The sequence below is a fragment of the Bacillus sp. SORGH_AS_0510 genome, assembly GCF_030818775.1.
In the GTDB taxonomy this organism is placed as follows: Bacteria; Bacillota; Bacilli; order Bacillales; family Cytobacillaceae; genus Neobacillus.
Window position 1 is genome coordinate 2557369 of sequence record NZ_JAUTAU010000001.1, and the last position, 22638, is coordinate 2580006.

Annotated in this window: 22 protein-coding genes and 1 riboswitch; of the genes, 17 read left to right on the plus strand and 5 right to left on the minus strand. The window is 36.8% G+C overall.

Features of this window, described 5'->3' with window-relative positions:
- Positions 1-71: 71 nt before the first annotated feature.
- The 4 genes from QE429_RS13205 (at position 72) to QE429_RS13220 (ending at position 3876) form a co-directional block, all read left to right on the plus strand.
- Positions 72-1022, plus strand: coding sequence for a Ger(x)C family spore germination protein (locus tag QE429_RS13205; RefSeq protein WP_307287514.1), 951 nt, complete (start codon positions 72-74; stop codon positions 1020-1022).
- A gap of 66 nt (positions 1023-1088) precedes the next feature.
- Positions 1089-1385, plus strand: coding sequence for a hypothetical protein (locus QE429_RS13210; protein WP_307287515.1), 297 nt, complete (start codon positions 1089-1091; stop codon positions 1383-1385).
- 153 nt (positions 1386-1538) lie between these two features.
- A complete protein-coding gene (locus tag QE429_RS13215; protein WP_307287516.1) occupies positions 1539-2729 on the plus strand; it encodes a MalY/PatB family protein in 1191 nt (396 codons plus the stop codon).
- Positions 2730-2751: 22 nt separating this feature from the next.
- Positions 2752-3876 (plus strand): NAD(P)/FAD-dependent oxidoreductase, encoded by a 1125-nt coding sequence (locus tag QE429_RS13220; protein WP_307287517.1) that lies wholly within the window; start codon positions 2752-2754, stop codon positions 3874-3876.
- Positions 3877-3954: 78 nt separating this feature from the next.
- Here the strand turns inward: QE429_RS13220 and QE429_RS13225 are convergent, their stop codons facing one another.
- Positions 3955-4242, minus strand: a complete 288-nt coding sequence (locus QE429_RS13225) for a hypothetical protein (RefSeq protein WP_307287518.1) — start codon at positions 4240-4242, stop codon at positions 3955-3957.
- 158 nt (positions 4243-4400) lie between these two features.
- Between QE429_RS13225 and QE429_RS13230 the strand changes: the two genes are divergently transcribed.
- Both QE429_RS13230 and QE429_RS13235 read left to right on the plus strand, forming a co-directional pair.
- Entirely contained in the window at positions 4401-4994 is a 594-nt protein-coding gene (locus tag QE429_RS13230) for a kinase (protein WP_307287519.1), read from the plus strand.
- A 106-nt stretch (positions 4995-5100) separates the two neighbouring features.
- Entirely contained in the window at positions 5101-5763 is a 663-nt protein-coding gene (locus tag QE429_RS13235) for an NUDIX hydrolase (RefSeq protein ID WP_307287520.1), read from the plus strand.
- Positions 5764-5768: 5 nt separating this feature from the next.
- On the opposite strand, the gene QE429_RS13240 is transcribed toward QE429_RS13235, so the two are convergent.
- From QE429_RS13240 to QE429_RS13250, 3 genes are all read right to left on the minus strand, one after another.
- Complete coding sequence (locus QE429_RS13240; RefSeq protein WP_307287521.1) at positions 5769-6446, minus strand: cytochrome c oxidase assembly protein; 678 nt, start codon at positions 6444-6446, stop codon at positions 5769-5771.
- 147 nt (positions 6447-6593) lie between these two features.
- Complete coding sequence (locus tag QE429_RS13245; RefSeq protein ID WP_373463252.1) at positions 6594-7082, minus strand: DUF2243 domain-containing protein; 489 nt, start codon at positions 7080-7082, stop codon at positions 6594-6596.
- A 176-nt stretch (positions 7083-7258) separates the two neighbouring features.
- A complete protein-coding gene (locus QE429_RS13250) occupies positions 7259-8239 on the minus strand; it encodes a 2-hydroxyacid dehydrogenase (RefSeq protein WP_307287523.1) in 981 nt (326 codons plus the stop codon).
- 226 nt (positions 8240-8465) lie between these two features.
- Here QE429_RS13250 and QE429_RS13255 point away from each other — a divergent pair, with 226 nt between their 5' ends.
- The 5 genes from QE429_RS13255 to QE429_RS13275 all read left to right on the plus strand — a co-directional run bounded on the left by QE429_RS13255 (position 8466) and on the right by QE429_RS13275 (position 14725).
- Positions 8466-9467 (plus strand): TAXI family TRAP transporter solute-binding subunit, encoded by a 1002-nt coding sequence (locus QE429_RS13255; RefSeq protein WP_307287524.1) that lies wholly within the window; start codon positions 8466-8468, stop codon positions 9465-9467.
- Between the two features lie 91 nt (positions 9468-9558).
- Complete coding sequence (locus QE429_RS13260; RefSeq protein ID WP_307287525.1) at positions 9559-10095, plus strand: DUF1850 domain-containing protein; 537 nt, start codon at positions 9559-9561, stop codon at positions 10093-10095.
- Positions 10096-10129: 34 nt separating this feature from the next.
- Entirely contained in the window at positions 10130-12037 is a 1908-nt protein-coding gene (locus QE429_RS13265) for a TRAP transporter permease (protein WP_373463253.1), read from the plus strand.
- A gap of 316 nt (positions 12038-12353) precedes the next feature.
- Positions 12354-13547 (plus strand): cell division protein FtsZ, encoded by a 1194-nt coding sequence (gene ftsZ, locus QE429_RS13270; RefSeq protein WP_307287527.1) that lies wholly within the window; start codon positions 12354-12356, stop codon positions 13545-13547.
- Between the two features lie 191 nt (positions 13548-13738).
- Entirely contained in the window at positions 13739-14725 is a 987-nt protein-coding gene (locus QE429_RS13275; protein WP_307287528.1) for a proline dehydrogenase family protein, read from the plus strand.
- Between the two features lie 340 nt (positions 14726-15065).
- Here QE429_RS13275 and QE429_RS13280 read toward each other — a convergent pair whose 3' ends face one another.
- Positions 15066-15467, minus strand: coding sequence for a hypothetical protein (locus QE429_RS13280; RefSeq protein ID WP_307287529.1), 402 nt, complete (start codon positions 15465-15467; stop codon positions 15066-15068).
- 238 nt (positions 15468-15705) lie between these two features.
- On the opposite strand from QE429_RS13280, the gene QE429_RS13285 reads away from it, so the two are divergent.
- The 6 genes from QE429_RS13285 to QE429_RS13310 all read left to right on the plus strand — a co-directional run bounded on the left by QE429_RS13285 (position 15706) and on the right by QE429_RS13310 (position 22625).
- On the plus strand, positions 15706-16704 hold the full coding sequence (locus QE429_RS13285) for a VanW family protein (protein ID WP_307287531.1): 999 nt from the start codon (positions 15706-15708) through the stop codon (positions 16702-16704).
- A 69-nt stretch (positions 16705-16773) separates the two neighbouring features.
- Positions 16774-17793, plus strand: a complete 1020-nt coding sequence (locus QE429_RS13290; RefSeq protein WP_307287533.1) for an alpha/beta fold hydrolase — start codon at positions 16774-16776, stop codon at positions 17791-17793.
- A 135-nt stretch (positions 17794-17928) separates the two neighbouring features.
- Positions 17929-18381 carry a 5'-nucleotidase C-terminal domain-containing protein gene (locus tag QE429_RS13295; protein ID WP_307287534.1) on the plus strand — a complete coding sequence of 151 codons (453 nt, stop codon included), beginning with the start codon at positions 17929-17931 and terminating at the stop codon, positions 18379-18381.
- Between the two features lie 115 nt (positions 18382-18496).
- Positions 18497-18696, plus strand: a riboswitch (cobalamin riboswitch).
- A gap of 130 nt (positions 18697-18826) precedes the next feature.
- Positions 18827-21115, plus strand: coding sequence for a ribonucleoside-diphosphate reductase subunit alpha (locus tag QE429_RS13300; RefSeq protein WP_307287535.1), 2289 nt, complete (start codon positions 18827-18829; stop codon positions 21113-21115).
- Positions 21116-21132: 17 nt separating this feature from the next.
- Complete coding sequence (locus QE429_RS13305) at positions 21133-22179, plus strand: ribonucleotide-diphosphate reductase subunit beta (protein ID WP_307287537.1); 1047 nt, start codon at positions 21133-21135, stop codon at positions 22177-22179.
- Positions 22176-22625, plus strand: a complete 450-nt coding sequence (locus tag QE429_RS13310) for a flavodoxin domain-containing protein (protein ID WP_307287539.1) — start codon at positions 22176-22178, stop codon at positions 22623-22625. The genes QE429_RS13305 and QE429_RS13310 overlap by 4 nt, the downstream gene beginning before the upstream one ends.
- Positions 22626-22638: the final 13 nt, after the last annotated feature.

Sequence of the window (22638 nt, forward strand, 5' to 3'; positions counted from 1 at the left end):
AGGCTGTTCTTCAGAACAAAACATTATAGACGATATCGACTTAGTAACTGCTGTTGGTTACGATTACATTAATGAAGACCAAATTAGAGGTACCGTATCTATTCCAGTTTTTAAAACCAGATAAATCTGTTTCAAGCGGAACATTTTCAAATGTATCAGGCTTAATTCGAGAAAACCGAGCAAAACTAGACTCTGAATCAAGTAAGCCATTACTTAGTGGCAAATTAGAGCTTGCTTTATATAACGAGGAGCTTGCTAAGCATGGAATATATGAGTATCTTGATTATCTAAACCGAGATCCAAGTGTAGGATCGCATGTATATCTTGCAGTAGTGGAGGGAAAGGCGAAGGATTATTTAACCAAAAAATATGAAACTCAGGATACTGGTCTTTATATTTCAGGAATTATCGAAAAAAATATCAAAAGAGGGACCATACCAAAGACTAATCTTCATCAGTTGCTCTATAAGTATTACTCCAAAGGAGCAGATTTTTCGCTTCCACTTTTGGTGTTAATAGATGATAAGGTTAAAATCAATGGAATAGCTTTATTTAAGGGAGATAAATACGTTGGTAAAATTTTGTATAATCAACTTTTTGCCTTTAGGACACTGGTTGAAGATTATAAATTTGGTTTATACCCTCTACATATTAAAGGAAATACGGCAGACCTTGAAAATATTAACTCTAAAAAACATTTCAAGGTTGATAATAGTGGCCCCATTCCAAAAATTAAAATAGATATAGAAATTGAAGGTGTGATTAGGGAATATAAAGGTACAAAAATGAACCATAAAGTAGTTCAAAGATTGGAGAAGCAGTTTGAGGAACAATTAAATAAAGATTTTAAGAAAATCATATCTAAAGCACAGGCATTAAAGGTTGATTCCCTTTCTATTGGGAATATACTTAACAGTCGCATTCGTCACTTTGATTTAAAAAGATATAGGGATTATTATCCTGAAATGATTATAGAAGCAGAGGCAAAAGTTAGCATTACTGAGTTTGGCGTAACACAATAATTTATACAGTAGGTCATATTCCAATCATTCTTGGAAAAGGTAATGATATATGAAGGAGGGAAAATTATGATCAACCAAAATACATCAAATAGCAGTTTTCCAATTATAAATTCAAATCTTTCTACTGACGTCCATTCAAAATTAACTGAGGATCGGTATGAGGTTTTTGTAAATCATTCTTTTGTTGGTCAAAAAACTTTAAAGAGCCGAGGAGAGGATTTATCAGATATTGATGATTTTTTACGAAATCAGGGGTTTATTAGTTTCTCATCCTCTATAAATGGAGACCACTATATTATTAGCGCCAATGAACATATAAGTGAGATAGAGAATGCATTGTCCGTTTATTTTAATAATCGCTAAGCCCGTTTTTTAGGCGGGTAACTAGCATCGCATTAAAAAGAAACACTAGGTAAAAACGATACCTGGTGTTTTTCGTTTACCGGGCATGACAAGTTCTTTGGGAGGTAAATTCCGGCACTTTTTGTTAAAATAAATCTTAAAAGGAGGGTTTTCATGAAATATAATTTTGATGAAATCGTCAATCGAAGAGGGACCTATTCTATAAAGTGGGATGGCGGTGAGTTGATTAAAAAGATGGGTCTCACCGATAGGTATGATGAAAATACCATTCCATTATTTACAGCAGATATGGATTTACCTGTTCCTCAACCATTAATTGACGCATTACATAAGACAGTTGACCATAAGATATTTGGTTACTCAATTTTCCCTGATGAGTATTTTGAAGCCATTCAACACTGGTTTAAAAAGAGACACGATTGGAATATCAAGAAGGAAGAAATTATTTTTAGTCCCGGTACAGTTCACGCACTAACAGTAACAGTTAAAGCATTTACACAGCCAGGGGATGGAATTATTATTCAACGTCCAGTTTATCCTCCTTTTACATCAGCGATAGAAGCGAACGGGAGAGAACTACTGAATAATGCGCTTCTAAGTAATGATGACGGTTATTATCAAATTGACTTTGAAGATTTTGAGGCAAAAGCAAAAGATGAGAAAACCAAAATGTTTATTTTATGTAATCCTCAAAATCCAACGGGAAGAGTCTTTAACAAGGATGAACTGAAAAAATTAGCTGATATTTGTGTGAAAAATAATGTGCTTATAGTTGCAGATGAAATACATGGCGATTTAGTTCGAAGTAATCAAACGTTTATTCCTATTGCAAAAGCAGCTGACGATGATGAAAATATTATTACTTTTACAGCAATTAACAAAACGTTTAATGTTGCTGGCCTCCATTGTACGAATGTAATTATACCGAATCCAGAGCATAGGAAAACATTTAGCAGTGTTATGGGGACGCATTTACCTTCACCTTTTACTGTTTCAGCACTTCTAGCGGTTTATCATGAGGGGGAAGAGTGGCTAGAACAGTTGAAGGAATACATTGACGGAACGATGGAATGGATAGTGGGATATTTAGCAAAAAGAATGCCTAAGGTTAAGGTGAGAATTCCTGAAGGAACCTATATCATGTGGATGGATTTTAGCGGTTACGGGTTAACTCCTGAAGAGGTTCATGATCGAATCTATAATAAAGCTAATGTTTTACTAGAAGATGGGAAAATGTTTGGTGAGGAAGGGTTGCATTTTCAACGTATTTGTATCCCATCACCAAGACCAATTATAATGGAAGCATTTGAACGGATCGCAAGGGAGTTTGAAGATTTACAATAGATTAAAGTGGAAAAGGTGTTTTATGAAGAAAGTAATTGTTGTTGGTGCAGGGATACTTGGAGCTTCTACAGCTTATCATCTTACCAAATTAGGGGCACAGGTAACCTTGGTAGATCGTGGGGATGTTGGGCAGGCTACGGATGCTGCAGCAGGGATTGTCTGCCCATGGCTTTCTCAGCGCCGAAACAAAGCTTGGTACCAGCTTGCAAGTGGCGGGGCTCGGTATTATCCTGAATTAATTGCTCAGTTAGAGGCCGATGGAGAGACGGAGACAGGATATAAACGGGTAGGCGCAATAAGCCTTCATACAGATTGGAATAAACTTGAACAAATGGCAGAGCGAGCTCGAAAGCGTAGGGAGGATGCCCCTGAGATTGGTGAGATTACGCTCTTATCAGCCACGGAAACAAAAAGACTATTCCCCCCATTATCAGATGTATATGGTTCTGTTCATATTAGTGGAGGAGCACGTGTAAATGGAAGGGCATTATGTGAATCATTGGTTCGCTCTTCCATAAGACATGGGGTAACCTTTTTTAAAGGAGAAGCGTCTATAGTAAGGGATGAAAATCGAGTCATTGGGGTGAAAATGGGCACAGAAGTATTTTTTGCTGATACCGTTATTATTACTGCAGGAGCATGGTCTAAGGAGTTACTGGAGCCCCTTGGAGTTCAGTTTTTAGTAACCCCGCAAAAAGCTCAAATTGTACATTTAGAAATACCAAATATGGATACGGAAAAATGGCCTGTTGTTATCCCGCCAAGTAATCACTATATATTAACGTTTGAGGATGGCCGTGTGGTAGTCGGATCTACTCATGAAAATGACGCAGGCTTTGACACACGTATTACATCTGGAGGAATAAATGAAATTTTAAGCAAGGCTCTAGAAGTAGCTCCTGGGTTATCTGAAAGTACTTATTTAGAAACAAGAGTAGGTTTTCGACCTTTCACACCAGGTTTTTTACCAGTGATAGGTGCTTTGCCTAATTTTGAGGGAATATATGTAGCAAATGGGTTAGGTGCATCAGGCTTAACAAGTGGGCCATTTATCGGGGCAGAACTTGCCAAGGTTGTTTTAGGAAGACAAACAGAAATAGATTTAGAAATATATGATGTAGCTGGGGCAGTTATGCCAGAGCAATAACTAAAAATAAAAGCACCCAACTGGGTGCATGATGTTTTTATCCATATGATGTTTGACTCTAAAACTATGTGTATGTTGTTAGTAAGGATATGGATACGGATAAGGGTAAGGGTAGGCAGGATAAGCTGGGTATGCCGGTACTGGGTATCCAACAGGTGTACCTGCTGCGGCACCAAGGGCTAAACCAGTAAGAGCACCTGTTGCAAAACCAGGGTAGAATCCACCTCCACCATGTCCCCAACCACCATATCCATGTCCCCATCCACCGTGACCGTGTCCCCATCCACCAGGACCTCCTGGACCTCCATGTCCTAGGCCACCAGGTCCTCCATGTATGGGCCTATATTCATTTATCATATTATTCATTCTTATCACCTTTTCCTTCCAAATGAGTTGGATGGAATATCATATGGGTAAATGTATAAAAAGGTCTAACTTTTTTATAACTAAAAAAGATAAACGTCTGACTTCCAAATTATTAATAATTTTCACTTGTCTGTTCTTTTAAAAGGAGTTAAAAATGTATGAATGAAAAAGTACAAAAGATCGTAAACATGATTCCAACTCTTGAAGGAGGAAAGCGGTTAATATTAGGAATTGACGGTTTAAGTCGTTCCGGAAAGACAACTTTAGTAAAGCAGCTAGTCGAAAAGTTAAAAGAAGAAAAGATACCATCTTATGTGTTTCATATAGATGACCATATTGTCAATCGGAACAAACGATATCACACAGGGAATGAAGAATGGTACGAGTATTATCAATTACAATGGGATGTTCCAGGTTTATCGAATCAACTTTTCAATAAAATAAAGTGGAATCGATCGTTTAGCCTACCTTACTATATTGATGAATCGGATATACAATTGAACAAAAGGGTAATTCTCCCTTATTCTTGCGTGGTCATTATTGAAGGTGTCTTTCTTCAGCGGAAGGAATGGAGAAACTACTTTGATTTTCTTGTCTATTTAGATTGTCCGAGAGAAAAGCGGTTTAATAGAGAAGGCAATGAGACCAAAAAGAATTTATCAAAATTTGAAAATCGGTATTGGAAAGCGGAGGAGTTTTATCTTAAGCAAGAACGTCCGATGGAGAATGCTAATTTAGTTTTGAGCAGTTAAAGTAAATTAATATAAAAAGTGTAGAGGAGGAAAATTAGGCGAAGTAATGGAATATAATGAAATCAATATTAATTTAGAGTAATTTTTAATAGAAGGAGGGACTAATTTGGCTGTAAACCCACGTCCTGCATCAACTGTCGTATTATTAGATCAACTGTCAAATGTTTATTTGACCAAGAGACCTAAAACAATGAAATTTTTTGGAGGATATTGTGTTTTTCCTGGAGGTGCCGTTGATAAAGCTGACTATTTAATTCAACATCCACAAGGAAAAATAGAAGAAACATTTGATTTTGCTTATTATGTTGCGGCAGCAAGAGAGTTATATGAAGAAGTGGGTATAATGCTAGTAAGACATGAAGATGGTACTCCATTTCATGTACATAATGAAAGATTAATAGAATATCGGCGACTCCTTCATAACGGTGAAATATCATTTATAGATATCTGCCATAAAGAAGGGGTTCAGCTTCAGCTAGAGAATATAAGATACTTTGGCCGTCTCATTACACCAGAAGAAAGTCCCATTCGGTTTGATACCAGATTTTTTCTTGCAAAGCTACCCGAGGGTCAATCACCAAGACCTAATTTAAATGAAGTAGAGGAAGCATTTTGGATTTCTCCGGAGGAAGCAATTCAGGAGGAAAGGAACGGAAAAATCTATTTGGCTCCTCCTACAATTCTTGCCCTTAAGACAATTTTAAATGCTAAACCAGATACTCCTCTCTTCATGCCTAATTTACCAATGAAATGGGGTAATAAAAATTGAATATTTTATCGATGCAGGGGTTTAGTTATCTGCTGCTGCTTCTTACTTGCTCTGGATAAATTTAAACCTTTTGGTTCTGAAGCATTGTACCATTGAAAGCAAAAAATAATAATAAAAATAAGATCAATGGCATCCCCGCCATAGTACATTAGCATCCCTCCAGTTCTACCCTGTTCAATAGAAACACCATCAGGTGGATGGGCATAAATATACTTGGAGAGGACGTTGTGGCCGGTAAAGGTAAAAATTAGAACAATTGCGCGGTGTAAAAAACTTGTCCGATGTGGATGAGGATCAATATAAATAAACGCTGCTGTAAAGACAAAACCTGCAAGAAATAAATGAAAATGTACGATTAAATGGATAACTAGATTATGTTGCATCATTTCAAAAAGATTACTTGTGTAGATCAGCCAGAGACCTCCTAAATTTAATAAGGAAGCAACAATGGGGTTGGTAATCAAGAATAATGGTGTGCTTTTTAAAAGTTGAGCTATAAATCTTGCAGGTTTGACATGAAGTGTACGTAATAATAAAGTCATTGGTGCAGCCAAAACCAAAAGAAGGGGGGCAAGCATTCCAAGAAGGAGATGACCAACCATGTGCATAGAGAAATTATTATGTCCTTGGTTGGCAATGGGCCCAGTAACTGCTATCATTGCACAAAAAATGCCAACGACCATAAGGAAACTCGATATATAGACCATCTTTTATGATGGTGAATGGATATCCCTACTAATACTAAATAGAAACCTAATAACAACACAAATGGTAGGCACATTAGTAATGGGAATGGGGAAAATCCCAATATTTTTTCCATGTGCTGGAAATTATTCATTGTTAAATAACAACTCCTGTTTTTCTACTCTTTTAGAGCTTCGTATGATAAGAACTATTCCAACTAAAATTAAAATGGTAGAAATTATGTGCCATATCATGTCGTAGGGTAAAAGAGGGACATTGTATCGAATTTGGTGAAGTCGCATGAGTTTATGCTGAATGGTTCCATCATAAAATTGAAACCCACCTGCACCAAGAAACACTCCTCCTATCCATCTCTTAAAAAGCCAAGCATTCCTACGTCTAAGGTCCGCAACCATAAATAATCCTCCCACTGTTGCAAACCAACTAAACGCATGAAAAAAACCATCTGATACAAGACCAATAGCTCTCGTTGATTGGTCATAAAAATGATGCCAATGCAGTAATTGATGAAAAACAGTTTCATCAATAAATGCTACTAACCCTATTCCGAATAGAATGCCTGACCATAAATTACGATTACCATACAAAGTTTGAGTAGTCTTATTTGATTGCATTTTTAGATTTTCATTTACCTTCATATGACCCTCCGTTAGTGTTTCAACAATTACTATCACTTTCTCCTAAAAATTGTTGACATAAACAATTTTTAGGAGAAAGAAGGGAATTTTGAACAACAAAAAGCCATCGTAAACTAAATTAAAAATAATTAACGATGGCACATACAAATATATTAGTTCTTTTTAAATACATCAGGATTAACCAAATTCTTTGGACATTTTCCTGTAAGGCCGGCGAGTAGGTTTTCAACAGCTAACTTAGCCATTTTCAGTTCCGTTTCAAAAGTAGAAGATCCAATATGTGGAGTGGTGACTACATTTGGAAATTGAAGGAGTGGATGGTCACGGTTAATAGGTTCCGAACGGTAGACGTCTATTGCTGCACCATAAATCTCTTTTTTTCTAAGAGCCTCAATTAAGGCTTCTTCATCGACTGTCTTACCACGTGAACCATTTACAAAAATACAGGAATTCTTCATTAGCTTAAATTCCCGATTGCCAATTATATTTTCAGTTTCAGGTGTAAGTGGCGTCATTAAACAAACAAAATCTGACTCTTTTAAAAGCGTATCAAGTTCACAATACTTAGCATTATATTTTTCTTCTGCTTCCAAATTAGGTGTGCGATTATGATACAAAATATTCATGTCAAAGCCAAAATGGGCTCGCTTAGCTATCGTTGAACCAATTTTCCCCATTCCAATAATCCCTAGAGTTTTATGGTGAACATCTATGGCATATTGTTCAGTTGTTAAATGCCCTTTCCATTTTCCTGTTTTCACGAATTGGTCTAACTCAGGTATACGCCGTGCTGAAGCAAGGAGAATCCCGAAAATTGCATCAGCAGTTGTGTCCTCAAGTACACCTGGTGTATTTGTCCCCATCACGCCACGTGCAGTCATCTCATCAAGGGAAAGGTTATTAAAACCAGTAGAGTTATTAGAAACAATTTTTAAATTTGGTGCACATTCAAGTAATTCCGCGTCTACTGGAAGTGCCAGACCAACGATCCCTTCTGCATTTTTAAGCGCATGTAAAAATGCGGGATTTGTCTTTGGATTAATACCCTCAAAAACATCTACTTCGAATCGATCATCAAGTTGTTCAAGAGCTTCCTTTAAAACGAAGTTATAGGCAATTATTTTTCTTTTCATTAGATAGAGAACCCCTGTTCATATATGGAATTTTATATCTATAAAGTGACATAGAAAGAAGTAAGAGTCAAACATTCTCATACTCTTGTACTATACCATGTTGAAAAATACTATCAAAAAATTCTATAGGTCTAAAGTGCCAACTTTGTAATAATTGACAAGTTTGTACTAAATAGTTAATAAGTATGGAAACAGGCAATCAATTTAATAAAGGGGGATATCTTAGTTGAAAAAGAAAAGGTTTATTCTTTGGTTTGTCTTTCTGTTAACTATGTCTATGTTTCTTGTGGCCTGCGGCAGTAAGGAGAATGGGGGAGAAAAAAAGGGAGGTGAAGGAACAAAGACAGAAGAAAAACCTAAGTTCATTAGTATCCTAACAGGCGGAACAGGTGGTACCTATTATCCGCTGGGGGGCTCATTTGCAAAAATTATTAAGGATGCAACAGGAATTGAAGCAAACGCAGAAACCTCTGGGGCTTCTGCAGAGAATATGACCACCCTAAAAAATGGTGATGGTGAAATTGCCTTTACGCAAACAGATATCGCTTCATATGCAAATGATGGGAAACTGATGTTTAAAGATAATAAGGTAGACAATATCAAAGCTATTGCTACTCTATATCCTGAAACTATTCAACTAGTAACCACGAAAAAATCAGGGATAAAGTCTGTCGAGGATTTAAAAGGAAAAAAAGTTTCCATTGGTGCGCCAGGTTCCGGAACCGCAGCGAATGCAGAACAAATCCTAGAAGTCCATGGAATGACCCTAAATGATATTAAAAAACAAGATCTATCCTTTGATGAATCTACCCAAGGAATTCAAGATGGAACCATTGATGCAGCATTTGTTACTGCAGGTACACCAACAGGGGCTGTCGAGGGTCTTTCTGCAACTGAAGATGTTGTGATTGTTCCGATTGAACAGGACAAAATTGACGCGCTTATAAAGAAGTATTCTTATTATGTAAAGGATGAAGTGCCTGCGGGAACATACGGCTTAAAGGATAAGGTGACTACTGTTGCTGTTCAAGCCATGTTAGTAGTAAGAAGTGATCTTTCCCAAAAGGTTGTCTATGATATTACGAAAGCCATTTTCGAAAATCTTGACCAAGTCACACATGCAAAAGGTAAATTAATAAAGGTTGAAAATGCGCTTAACGGAGTAGGAATTGATGTTCATCCGGGGGCACAAAAATATTTTGATGAAAAAGGTGTAAAGGCACCATAAGAAGTGGAGACATCTTGATCTTTAACCGGCAGCAGAGAGCTAGCCGGTCTCGTTTTCTCCATCAATAACATTCATTAATCAAGGAGTGAATATGCAGCGTCGCAATAGGTTAATGTTTTTTAGCATTATGCTATCAAGTTGCTTCATTGTAGCTATTGGATTTCTAGTGTTAATCCCTCAAAGGCTAGCAATTGTATTTCAGCCTGCTCATTCAAATGCAAAGCTAGCCTATATCCTATTAAACGGTGAAACTGATTTTCAAATCAAATACACACATTCTATTCATTTAACAGATGTAGTCGAAAGCTATAGGATAACCATTAATCGACAAATACAACAATATGAATTGATGTATGAGAATTTTTCAATCGGCATGCCCTCGAATGCAGAGGAAGGAGAAAGATTTGAACATATAAATGGAAAATATTATATCAAAAATATGAATCGAGACTTTCCTTATTTTTATTTACGAGTAGGGCAGGTTCGAGCTAATCACCGGGTTATCTTTCATAAAAAGGAATATCCTTTATCCCGATCGGTTAAACCTGGAACCTCCGTAAAAGTAGAAATACAAAAACTATCCTTTTTTCAACAGTGGAAAGGAGTGAATATCCTTGAGTCATTATGAAGAAGCACTTTCTGGGGAAAAACAGCAGGAATTGATGGAGAAATATGACCCAGAGGCTGGAACAAGAAAATTAAATGGTGTATTTGGCTGGATTACCTTCATAGGTTTGTTATGCTTTTCCTTATTTCATCTCTATACAGGAATATTTGGTGTATTAACGGCGCAACTACAACGCTCTATCCATTTAGGTTTTGCTCTTGCACTCATATTTTTACTTTTTCCTGCACGTAGAAAAAATAGGGGGAAAGAACAGAAAGTAGCTTGGTACGATATATTATTAGCTATTTTCTCAGTTATTGTTGGTGCATATTGGCCGATGATGATGGATGATTTAGTCCTTCGTGCAGGAAATGTAACCAATATCGATTTTTATGTAGGGCTTGCTGCCATTTTGCTAGTATTGGAAGCAACACGTCGTGCAGTTGGTCTTCCAATTACAATCATCGCAATAGTTTTTATGGTTTATGCCATTTTCGGCCCTTATATGCCAGGGTTTATAGCTCACCGAGGTCTGGACTTAGAACGTCTAGTTCAAACAATGTTTTTTACCACAGAAGGGATACTTGGCACCCCAATTGCTGTTTCATCCACTTTTATCTTTTTATTCCTTTTGTTTGGTTCTTTTTTAATAAAAACGGGTGTGGGTGAATATTTCAATGATCTTTCGATTGCGATTGCGGGTCGGAGTGTCGGCGGACCAGCGAAAGTGGCGGTCTTTTCTAGTGCGCTACAAGGGACGATTAGTGGAAGTTCTGTTGCTAATGTGGTTACCTCAGGTGCTTTTACAATACCTATGATGAAAAATCTGGGATATAAAAAGGAATTTGCAGGTGCAGTTGAAGCATCTTCTTCAACTGGAGGTCAATTAATGCCGCCTGTGATGGGTGCAGCAGCCTTTTTAATGGTTGAGTTTATCGGAGGTGGGATCAGCTATTGGGATATTGCCAAAGCAGCTGCGATACCAGCCGTTCTTTATTTTAATGGTATTTGGATTATGACCCATTTCGAAGCGAAACGGATTGGGCTTAGAGGGTTAACAAAGGAAGAAATGCCAAATCGAAAAGAAGTACTTAATAAGCTGTATTTGTTGTTGCCAATTATCGCCATCATAATACTCCTTATGTCTGGGATGAGTGTCATCCGAGCAGCCTTATGGTCAATCGTAATAACTGTGGTAGTAAGTACATTTCGAAAAGATACAAGGATTGGATTTAGGGGAATCGTTGACGCTTTGGTGGATGGTGCCAGATCAGCCCTTGGAGTAGCTGCAGCTACTGCTGCAGCGGGGATCATTGTTGGCGTAGTGACTAAAACTGGATTAGGATTAAAAATGGCAAACGGTCTACTTGATTTAGCAGGTGGGGCTTTATTACCAACGTTATTTTTAACAATGATAGCTGCACTTATTTTGGGAATGGGTTCTCCAACAACAGCTAATTATGTTATAACATCGACGATCGCAGCACCTGCCATTATTTTACTAGGTGTCCCTGACTTATCTGCGCATTTATTTGTGTTTTACTTTGGAATCGTTGCAGATATCACCCCACCTGTTGCATTAGCAGCATTTGCAGCAGCTGCAATTTCAGGAGGAGAGCCATTTAAAACTGGTGTAGAGTCGTCAAAATTAGCCATTTCGGCCTTTATCATTCCTTACATGTTCGTTTTATCACCTGAATTATTGATGATTGATACATCTTGGTTGTATCTTATTTGGGTAGTATTTACGGCATTGATTGGAATGATTGCTATAAGTGCTGGAGTAATTGGGTTTTGGATGAGAAAAATGTTCTGGATTGAACGAATAGTCGCTCTCGTTGCTGGTTTATGCCTCATTTATCCAGAGAAAATTAGTGATATTGTTGGATTATTTACATTTGGTATTCTACTGTCCCTGCAATACATTTATAAAAGAAGGCAAATTCCTAATCCAGAAAACTAACAAAAGTTATTTAAAGTCCTCTTTGTACGGAGGACTTTTTTTGTTCAAAAAAGTAAATTACCTATTTCAATATGACTAATTTTGTAATATTCGACATTTCCAGTTGGAACCTTTACCAAAGTTTAGTAGAATAGTAGGAAAGACATAATGTGTAACAGTTACTGTTAGAGGAACTTTCTCACTATGTAAAATATAAGTATAGTTTGCTAAAATAACAATAAGTAGAATAGGATTCTACAAAATACATAGTAACAAAGTCTATAATGAATTTTTTGAATAATGAGGCAATGTAACAGCCATGTAGGAGGAATAATGAATGTGGGATTTTAATATGGATATAGATCAAGTAGCTAGAATAAAAGTAATAGGTGTTGGCGGTGGGGGAAATAATGCCGTTAATCGAATGATTGAAGCAGGAATTCAGGGTGTTGAATTTATAGCTGTAAATACAGATGCACAAGCTCTTAATCTTTCAAAAGCAGAGATAAGGATGCAAATAGGGGCAACATTAACAAGAGGTTTAGGAGCAGGGGCAAATCCAGAAGTAGGCAGGAAAGCAGTGGAGGAAAGCAGAAACCAACTGCAAGAGGTATTAAAGGGTGCAGATATGGTCTTTGTAACTGCAGGTATGGGTGGAGGAACCGGTACAGGAGCTGCTCCTGCTATTGCCCAAATATCTCGTGAACTCGGGGCATTAACTATTGGAGTTGTTACTAGACCATTTGGCTTTGAAGGAAGAAAGCGTGCATCTAACGCCCAAAGTGGAATCGAATTAATGAGAAATGCCGTAGACACTCTTATCATTATCCCGAATGATCGTCTATTACAAATAGTGGATAAAAAAACACCAATGATTCAGGCCTTCCGAGAAGCAGACAATGTTCTTCGTCAAGGGGTACAAGGGATTTCCGACTTAATTGCTGTACCGGGATTAATTAATCTTGACTTCGCTGATGTTAAAACTATTATGTCTAATCAGGGTACGGCATTAATGGGAATTGGTGTAGCAAAGGGTGATGGACGAGCAGTAGAAGCCGCTAAGAAAGCCATTTCCAGTCCTTTACTAGAGACTTCTATTAATGGTGCTCAGGGAATATTAATGAACATCACAGGAGGAACTGATCTAAGTTTATACGAGGTTCAAGAGGCAGCAGATCTTGTAGCTTCTGCAGCAGATCATGAATTAAATATGATTTTTGGCTCTATTATTAATGAGAATTTGAAGAATGAAATTATGATAACAGTAATAGCTACTGGCTTTACAGATGATATACCTGTTAATAAAAATGTTTCGACTCCTTCAAGAGAAGGGAAGTCAAGGCCACAGTTTGGAACAATTCAACCAAAACAGGAACCGATGGTTAAAGAAGATCCAGTTCTTAATCAGAGTCAGCAGTGGCAGGAACATGAAGAAAAGGTAAGTGATCATAGTTATCATCAAGCCCAAGATACTGAGGATTCTCTTGATATTCCAACCTTCTTACGAAATCGTAATAGAAGAAATAGATAACATTATTGACTGAGCAAGTAGGGTACATCCAATCCAGGATGGACCCTTTTTTATGGTAGAAATAATCAATATATCAAACAAATTTAGTAAGAAATTAGCAACATTAAGTTGGAATATTCGCAAAATAACTATTATTGAAAGCGTGTGCTATAATGATGGTGATATAAAAATCACTGCAAGGAGTAATCGCTATGTTGAAAGATATTTTTATGAGTTTATCTCAAAACCAATTTCTTAATAGTGCTGCTAAAAAATATGGATTAAAAATGGGAGCACAAAGTGTCGTTGCAGGAACGAACATAGAAGAAGTAATTAGAAGTATTAAAGAGCTGAACTCACACGGAATTTCTTGTACAGTTGATAATTTAGGAGAGTTTGTATTTAAAGAAGAAGAAGCAAATGCTGCAAAAGAACAAATTCTGAATGTAATTGAAGCTATTAATGAACATAAAGTGGATGCGCATATCTCTTTAAAACCTACCCAGTTGGGCTTAGATATTGAGTATTCTTTCTGTCTAAATAATTTGAGAGAAATTGTTGATAGAGCAAATCGATATGGGATCTTTGTAAATATAGATATGGAGGATTATAGCCATTTAAATCCTACCTTTGATTTATTAGACGACCTTTCACTCGAGTACGATAATGTAGGGACTGTCATCCAGGCATATTTTCACAATGCGCAGGAATACCTTGAAAAATATAAAAATTATCGTATCCGTATTGTAAAGGGTGCTTATAAAGAATCACCAGAGATTGCATTCCAGGATAAAAAGGATATCGATTCCAATTTTATTAAGATTTCAGAATGGCATTTATTAAATGGTAAATTTACTTCTATTGCAACACATGACCATAGAATCATTAATTACCTAAAAGATTTTGTTAAAAAGAATAATATTCCAAAAGAGAAATATGAGTTCCAAATGCTTTATGGTTTTAGAAAAGAACTGCAATTAAAGCTTGCAAGTGAAGGCTATAATTTCTGTACGTATGTTCCTTTTGGGAATGACTGGTACGGTTACTTTATGAGACGTCTTGCGGAACGTCCACAAAACCTAAACCTTGTTGCAAAACAAGTATTTAACAAAAAAACGAATACTATTATTGGTGTTGCAGCAAGTGCATTCTTATTAGGAAGAATGACAAATAAGCAAGCAAAGAAAAATCGAAAATAATGTTGCTTTTTAAATCCTCCATCTAATAGATGCGAGGATTTTATTTTTGTTAGTCTCTGTTAAAATTTTCTGTTGATTTCCACTCAAGGCACGAGCGGTTCGTGGGTGTTTCGGCGAGCTTCCTCGGAGAAACGCGCCTGAGGGGTCTCCCCTGAACCATACTCCCACAGGACATTGAATTACATCTTGAATTCGCCCCGCACGAAGGAAATGCGATAGCATTTTCGAGGAGTCTTCGTGCCTTCCGTTCCAATCAACAGGGTGTATAAATCAACACTATTCTTTAACAAAGCCTATTAATAAAAAAGGCACCTAGCCTTTGTGATTATTCATCACAAGGTTAGGCACCTGGCTTTACGGCATTATAGGAAAAATTGGAGTTATCCCATTGGAATATTCCTTCTTGCAGTTTTATTCGGGAATCAAAGGGACACAAAGTTTCTTCTTCCCCTTGGGACATTTGGTCTAATATTTCTTGTTTGAAACGAAGTAAATCGTTTTTAGATGCAATGCGTATAATTCGGTCAAGTGTAATACTTTTTTCACTAATTCCGTGGCATTCACAAATGCTTGTCTGAAAGCCTTTGTTGAACTGGATCATCATGTGTAAATCATTGATACTTGCCACACCAAAAACATCTTTTATTACATCCTCATAGCGTAGCTGTGTCCCAGTTGCAAATTTAATAATATTCTTCTCAGGATTTTCTAAGAAGTAAACAGTTTCAACCGAACCTTCCATGTATAGCACCTTTTTCCAAATAAATTTTATAAGCAAGTTTATTATTCATTTAATCACTACAATATTTATTATAGCACACTTTATTGAAGGTGCAGAAATAGCCCTCGCTTTTTTTGATGAACCTTACTCATGAAGTAATAAGGACATGCTGGAACGAATAAAATGGGTGAATGGGGAATGGTGCCCTGTAGGTATTAGGACAGCGCTGAATAATTTTTAGAGGAGAGTAGTTGGGGAGATGAGCAAAAGGAAGTGGGCTATTTCTATTTTAGTTATGAGTAGCTTAATAGGATTAACGGGATGTATGGATGAAACCACAAAAGAGGTGTCCTCAGATAAAAAAGTTTCGCAACCTCAAAAAACACCTGCGAAACAACCAAAAGAAGAGCCACAGAAGGAAGAGGAACCTAAGCAAATTGTTGTAAATATCATTGACCCGAATACAAAAATAATAATTAAGACCTTTATACCAGAAACCATGGGATTTGCAACAGACAAAGAAACCTTTAAGAAAGAAATTGAAAAATGGGCAAAAGAATTGGCCAGAGGAACCGAATCATCAACTGGGTACGACCAACGAATGGTTCTCGATAAGATTGATACCAATGGGCAAATTATAAAAGGAAAACCTAGAGTGATCCTAGAGGAGTCTGAATTAGTCGAGAAGGTAATGGCCGCATCTCTCGTTGGCGGAGATATTGAATTACCCTTGTACGTTACAGAAAGCGGATATAAGCCTGAGGATATTGCTCACTTAAGTGAAGTAGTAGTAGGAACTTTTACAACCAGATTTAATAGCGGTGTTATAGGGCGATCAAAAAATATCGAGCTATCTGCGATTGCCATCAATAATATCATTGTGGGGTCAGGTGACATCTTTTCCTTTAATTCTACAGTGGGGCCAAGTGACACAGCACACGGTTATCAAAAGGCAAAGGAAATTGTGAACAAAAAAATGGTAGATGGAATTGGCGGTGGCATTTGTCAGACGTCCTCAACATTATTTAACGCTGTGGATTTTTTAGCAGTTAACTATGTAGAAAAGCATCACCATTCATTATCCGTTGGTTATGTGCCAGCAGGTCGAGATGCAACAGTGTCATATGGAGGGCCGGATTTTCAATTTAAAAACACAACTGGATACCCCTTTTTGATAAAAGCCATTTATGGTAAGGGTACATTAACTGTGGAAGTTAGGACGTCAGCCACTTATCAAAATCTAATTGCTAAGAAATAAAAGGTGTCAGGAACCATGGTTCCTGACACTTTTTGTTGTATAATCCTATTAAGGAGAGGGAGGAAAATTATGGTTTTATTTTTTGGGAAAAGGGAGTTTGCTATTGAACCATCCGGGATTGATTCTATTGAGAAGATAAAATTGGGTGGAGTGGACCAAACTGTATTAATTCAAGCTGATAATTTGACAAATCCAGTTTTGCTGTTTGTTCATGGTGGACCTTGTATGCCTGTACCAGGCATAGTATCTCGGGGGAAAGACTATGCGGTTTCAACTATGACCAAAGAGCTGGTGAAACATTTTGTCGTTGTGTTTTATGACCAACGTGGAGCAGGCAAATCCTTCGATAGGAAGACACCTGTAGAATCAATGAGAGTAGAGCAATTTATTAATGACTGTAATGAACTAGTCGATATCCTTAGGAGCCGTTTTAAACAGGATAAGTTATTTTTAGCTGCCCATTCATGGGGGACAATTATTGGGTTAAATATGGCCTCGAGGTATCCAGAAAAGCTTTATGGCTATATGGGGATTTCACAAATATTAAATTGGTCAAATAATGATCAACTCTGTTATGACTGGGTTACAAAAAAAGCCAAACAAGCCAATGATCAAAAAACACTAAAGAAGTTAAAGGAATTAGGTCAACCGCCCTACCTGAATGTAAGACAATGGACAGCATTCCGTCGTCCCTTAATTAAATATAATTCTATGGTCTATCAAAGTGAAACGGTTAAACATCCTGGTATGGTTGGAGGATTCAAACAATTTTTGACTAGCCCAGAATATTCATTATTAGATATCTTTCATTCTTTTTATAGTGCCTATAATCTTACATACACCCAAGATTTGATCGAAGATTTTGCAAATATTAAGTTAGACCAATTAAAAAGAATAGATACCCGAATCTCTTTTTTACATGGTGCCAAGGATGTTCATGTAGACGGGCGGCCGTTAGAAGAATTTTATAAAAACCTTGAGGCACCACTTGGAAAAGATATGGTTTGGTATGAAAATTCATCGCATATGTTTCACCCTGATGATGCGAGAATGATAGAACAATATTTAATTGATTTTGCTCATACCTAATTTTTGTAAAAGTTTTGGCAAAGAGGAATCACGTAAAAGTTTACGTGATTTTTCAATTTATAGGTATATGCATATTCCTCCTATACCAAGCAAAAAATACCTTTGGTTCTTTTAGAAAAATATAGGGGGAATTGTATGAAGTGGTTTTTTAGGGTACTTTTGTATACAGCAATTTTTGGATTGTTGGGATGGAGAGAACAAGATCATACATTAGCACGTGTAGTGGAGGTGCAGAATAATCAACGTTCTAATTTGACTCAAAATCATTCCATTCATGTAGCAAGGAATTCAAGAACCGCAATATTGCAAATATCGGGGTTAACGTATACTTGGGACTCTAATAAGCCTGTAGGAAACAGAATCGTTAGAATAAAGCTTCCAGATGGGACAGAACTTGATCCGGCTAAGTCGTATACAGTAACAGCCAACATCTTTTTATCAGGTGGTGGTGACGGTTTTACTGTTTTTACAAATGCACAAAATAAAGAAGTTGGTCCTGTTGATCTAGATGCACTGGTTAATTACATTACTGCACAGCCTAAAGCCTTCTCCTATCCACTACAAAACAGGATTCAGAAGGTACAATAATACTAAAAAAGGGAATTAAAAATATACCTTGATATTTTATGAGATTTATACTAGTATTTATTTTAACCGCTTTATACAAGATGTTGTTATATTTTAATAACAAAAAACTATATATTGTGTTTGCCTTAAGATGAGATGCCGTTAGGCTTAAAAGGGAATCTGGTGTAAAACCAGAACTGCCCCCGCAACTGTAAATGCAGACGAAATGAGGAAACCACTGTATAAGAGAGCTTAAAAGAGTAGGCGCTTATACGGGAAGGGCTCAAAGTAGGGTGATGCATAAGTCAGGAGACCTGTCTTTCTTAAGATGTTTCAACTTCTTCGGGGATTGAGAAGATGATTCGATGGCGACAGGAAGACATCTTTTTTTGATTTTTCCTTTATTGTTATCGTTTCATCCGCTCAATTCACCTTGAGCGGATTTTATTGTTTTTGGGGGAAAAATATGAACACTAAAGTACAAACAGAACTTGATTTAGTTTTAGAAGCTATTAAACAGGCTGAACAGAAATTTCAAATCGATGCTTCTGGTCTAAAAAAGCAATTAAGTCAGTTGGAAGGAACAGCCACTGATATTAATGACCAAGCATTATTATATGCTGTTAACCAAATAGCAATAGACCAACCAGATTGGACTTTTGTTGCTGCAAATTTTTATTTAAGTGAACTATATAGAGATGCAGCAAAAAATAGGGGGTACGATCATACACAAAAATATGGTAATTTTTATGAATTAATACACATTCTAACGGATCTAGGAATCTATTCGAATGACTTATTAGCCTTGTATAGTAAAGATGAAATACATAATTTAGCCAAAGTGATCAGACCTGAAAAAGACCACTTGTTTAATTACATAGGATTATTCTTATTATCAGATCGTTACCTCGCACGTGATTATGAACGAAATATCTATGAATTGCCTCAAGAACGGTTCATGATTATTGCTATGACACTTATGAAGTACGAAAAAAAGACTATTCGCTTACAACTAGTGAAAGAAGCATATTGGGCTTTAAGTAACTTATATATGACAGTTGCTACACCGACATTAGCAAATGCAGGAAAAAGTTTTGGCCAGCTATCCTCATGTTTTATTGATACTGTCGATGATTCCCTAGATAGTATTTATTTAAATAATTGGGATATTGCCAGGTTAAGTAAAGATGGAGGGGGAATCGGGATCTATTATGGTAAAGTTCGTGCATTAGGATCCGATATTAAGAAATTTAAAGGAAACTCTTCAGGTGTAGTACCATGGATAAAATTAGTAAATGATACAGCTGTTAGTGTAGACCAGTTGGGTCAGCGACAAGGAGCCATCGCAGTATATTTAGATATTTTTCATAAAGATTTGATGAATGGGTTCCTTGACCTAAAAACAAATAATGGAGATGAGCGCCGGAAAGCTCATGATATTTTTACAGGCGTTACCATTCCAGATTTATTTATGCAAAGACTTGAAGAAAAAGATGATAGTGGTAGAAGTATAGGAGAATGGCATACATTTTGTCCGCATCAGGTTAAACAAATCATGGGCTGGAAGGATGAAAAAGGTAATCTGCTCGGACTAGAAGATTTTTATGATGAAAGAGATCAGAAATTCTTTACTGAGAAATATGAAGAGGCTGTAAAAAATCCACTTCTTCCCCGTAAGACTTATCGAGCCATGGATATAATGGCACGAATTATGGTATCACAACTAGAAACAGGAACACCCTACATGTTTTATCGGGACGAAGTGAATAGACAAAATCCGAATAAACACATTTCTGGGCAGGGCCGTACATCCATTTATTGCAGTAACTTATGTACAGAAATTGCGCAGAATACGTCACCAACCACGATCTTAAAAGAATATCAGGACGAAGATGGAAATATCATAATTGTTCGTAGACCAGGTGATTTTGTAGTTTGTAACTTGTCTTCTATTAATCTTGCAAAAGCAATACCAGCGAACGTTCTAGAAAGATTAATACGTATTCAGGTTAGAATGTTGGACAATGTCATTGATTTAAATACAATTTCAGTGGGACAGGCACTTCTTACGAATAAAAAGTTTCGAGCCGTGGGTCTTGGCACATTTGGTTGGCATCATCTCCTTGCACTTAAGGGGATCCACTGGGAATCGGATACAGCCGTTCAATTTGCAGATGAATTATATGAAAATATTGCTTTTTACACTATTCAATCATCCATGGAATTAGCTGCTGAGAAAGGAGCATATAGTCAGTTTAGAGGTTCAGAGTGGCAGACCGGAGACTACTTTTTACGGAAAAATTACCATTCTGAGAGATGGAAGGAATTAAAGAAACAGGTAGCCATTCACGGAATTCGAAATGGATGGCTTATGGCTATAGCTCCCAACTCCTCAACGGCAAAAATCGGAGGGTCAACTGATGGAATAGATCCGATTTATTCTGTCGAATATGCTGAAGAAAAGAAAAATTTTAAATTTAAAGTGACAGCACCAGATTTAAATCACATTACCTACAACTATTACCGTCGAGCAAGACATGAAATTGATCAGATATGGAGCATTAAACAAAATGCGGCACGAGGGCGCCACATTGACCAGGCAATTAGTTTCAATCTTTATGTTCGCCATGATATTAAAGCAAAAGAATTGTTAAATCTTCATTTAGAGGCTTGGAAGCATGGACTAAAGACGACCTATTACGTAAGGAGTACCACCCAAACCGAAATAGAAGAATGCGAGGCTTGTCACAGTTAATTGAGAGGAGATTTTACATGGATATTCATTCATCTTTATTAAAAATAAAACTATTAAATCCTGAGTTTCCAAATAAATCAACAGGAATAATAAATGGCCAGTCCTCTGGGTTGCTTAATTGGAATGATATCGCCTACCCGCAAATGTATGAATTATATCAAACCTTATTGGCTAATTTTTGGAAGGCGCAAGAAATTAATATGCAAGATGATATTAAGCAATGGGACTTATTAAGTGAAATTGAGAAGAGGGTTTTTCTACGGATTAATACACAACTTGCCTCTTTAGACAGTATACAAACACCAACAATGTTTCAGGTAATGGACTATGTGTCTGATTCTAGTTTTAAGGCAATATTTGCAGTCATTGCCCAACAAGAGGCTGTTCACAATGAATCCTATTCATATATATTAAGTTCACTTATCCCTCTAAGTGAGCAAAATCAGTGGTTTAATCAAGCAAAAGAGGATCCTATTGTTAAAAAGCGTAACCAATTAATAGTAGATGCCTATGAATGTTTTCGGGCTAATCCTACACCACAGAATTTATTTCAGCTCGCTGTGAATTCCATTAATCTAGAGGGAATTTACTTTTATGCAGGGTTTGCCTTTTTCTATCACCTAGCCCGTCAGCAAAAAATGCTAAAGACAAGTACCATGATTAGCTATATTCAACGTGACGAAATGCAGCATGCATACTTTATGTCTCTCTTTTTACGTATTCTTTTAACTGAAAATCCTCAATTAAACACAGCATCAAATATTGAATATATTTACGAATCAATTGGACAGGCAGTTGCACTAGAGAAGGAATGGGCACATGTCATTTTGCGCAATATTAATGGAATTGATTTAAAAGAATACGAGGATTACACAGAATATCTTGCCAATAAACGGTTACGACAGTTAGGTTTGGAGAATCTGTACGAGGAGAGAACGAATCCCATGCCATGGATTCATGTGTTTAGTGATGAAATGATCAATGGAACAAAGTCTGATTTTTTTGAACAGAAGTCGAGGACATATACAAAGGTCACGCAAACAAATGGTTTTGATGAATTATGAAAATTGCGATCGTGTATACATCTAATACAGGGAACACGGAAGAATTAGTTAATTTGATTCAGCAGTTATTTATTCAAAAAAAGGTCGATGTTTCTCTATTTAGAATCTCTCAATTTTCCATTCATAATTTGAATGACTATGATGCTGTTATTGTTGGTACATATACTTGGGGGGATGGTAATATCCCCCAAGAAATGATGGCCATCTATCATGGGTTTGAAAGTTTAGATCTGAAAAATTTAATCACGGCAGTTGTTGGCACTGGCGATAGTGGTTATCCAAAGTTTTGCGGGGCTGTAGATGATTTTAAGGATATGCTCTATGTACAAACGAAATTAGTTGCTACTTTAAAAATTGAGATAACACCCCAACAGAAAGACTTGAACCGTTGCATCCAACTTGTAAACATCGTATTGGAAAGGTGTATACAGGGTTCAAATTGCTGAGTATTTCAAATGT

Coding starts and splice junctions, on each gene's coding strand:
- QE429_RS13310 (WP_307287539.1), top strand. CDS start 22,176: ATGAAAATTGCGATCGTGTATACATCTAATACAGGGAACACGGAAGAA.
- QE429_RS13240 (WP_307287521.1), bottom strand. CDS start 6,446: ATGGTCGTTGGCATTTTTTGTGCAATGATAGCAGTTACTGGGCCCATT.
- QE429_RS13245 (WP_373463252.1), bottom strand. CDS start 7,082: ATGCAATCAAATAAGACTACTCAAACTTTGTATGGTAATCGTAATTTA.
- QE429_RS13210 (WP_307287515.1), top strand. CDS start 1,089: ATGATCAACCAAAATACATCAAATAGCAGTTTTCCAATTATAAATTCA.
- QE429_RS13260 (WP_307287525.1), top strand. CDS start 9,559: ATGCAGCGTCGCAATAGGTTAATGTTTTTTAGCATTATGCTATCAAGT.
- QE429_RS13295 (WP_307287534.1), top strand. CDS start 17,929: ATGAAGTGGTTTTTTAGGGTACTTTTGTATACAGCAATTTTTGGATTG.
- QE429_RS13225 (WP_307287518.1), bottom strand. CDS start 4,242: ATGAATAATATGATAAATGAATATAGGCCCATACATGGAGGACCTGGT.
- QE429_RS13215 (WP_307287516.1), top strand. CDS start 1,539: ATGAAATATAATTTTGATGAAATCGTCAATCGAAGAGGGACCTATTCT.
- QE429_RS13250 (WP_307287523.1), bottom strand. CDS start 8,239: ATGAAAAGAAAAATAATTGCCTATAACTTCGTTTTAAAGGAAGCTCTT.
- QE429_RS13275 (WP_307287528.1), top strand. CDS start 13,739: ATGTTGAAAGATATTTTTATGAGTTTATCTCAAAACCAATTTCTTAAT.
- QE429_RS13220 (WP_307287517.1), top strand. CDS start 2,752: ATGAAGAAAGTAATTGTTGTTGGTGCAGGGATACTTGGAGCTTCTACA.
- QE429_RS13285 (WP_307287531.1), top strand. CDS start 15,706: ATGAGCAAAAGGAAGTGGGCTATTTCTATTTTAGTTATGAGTAGCTTA.
- QE429_RS13230 (WP_307287519.1), top strand. CDS start 4,401: ATGAATGAAAAAGTACAAAAGATCGTAAACATGATTCCAACTCTTGAA.
- QE429_RS13300 (WP_307287535.1), top strand. CDS start 18,827: ATGAACACTAAAGTACAAACAGAACTTGATTTAGTTTTAGAAGCTATT.
- QE429_RS13205 (WP_307287514.1), top strand. CDS start 72: ATGAAGACCAAATTAGAGGTACCGTATCTATTCCAGTTTTTAAAACCA.
- ftsZ (WP_307287527.1), top strand. CDS start 12,354: ATGTGGGATTTTAATATGGATATAGATCAAGTAGCTAGAATAAAAGTA.
- QE429_RS13280 (WP_307287529.1), bottom strand. CDS start 15,467: ATGGAAGGTTCGGTTGAAACTGTTTACTTCTTAGAAAATCCTGAGAAG.
- QE429_RS13305 (WP_307287537.1), top strand. CDS start 21,133: ATGGATATTCATTCATCTTTATTAAAAATAAAACTATTAAATCCTGAG.
- QE429_RS13290 (WP_307287533.1), top strand. CDS start 16,774: ATGGTTTTATTTTTTGGGAAAAGGGAGTTTGCTATTGAACCATCCGGG.
- QE429_RS13265 (WP_373463253.1), top strand. CDS start 10,130: ATGGAGAAATATGACCCAGAGGCTGGAACAAGAAAATTAAATGGTGTA.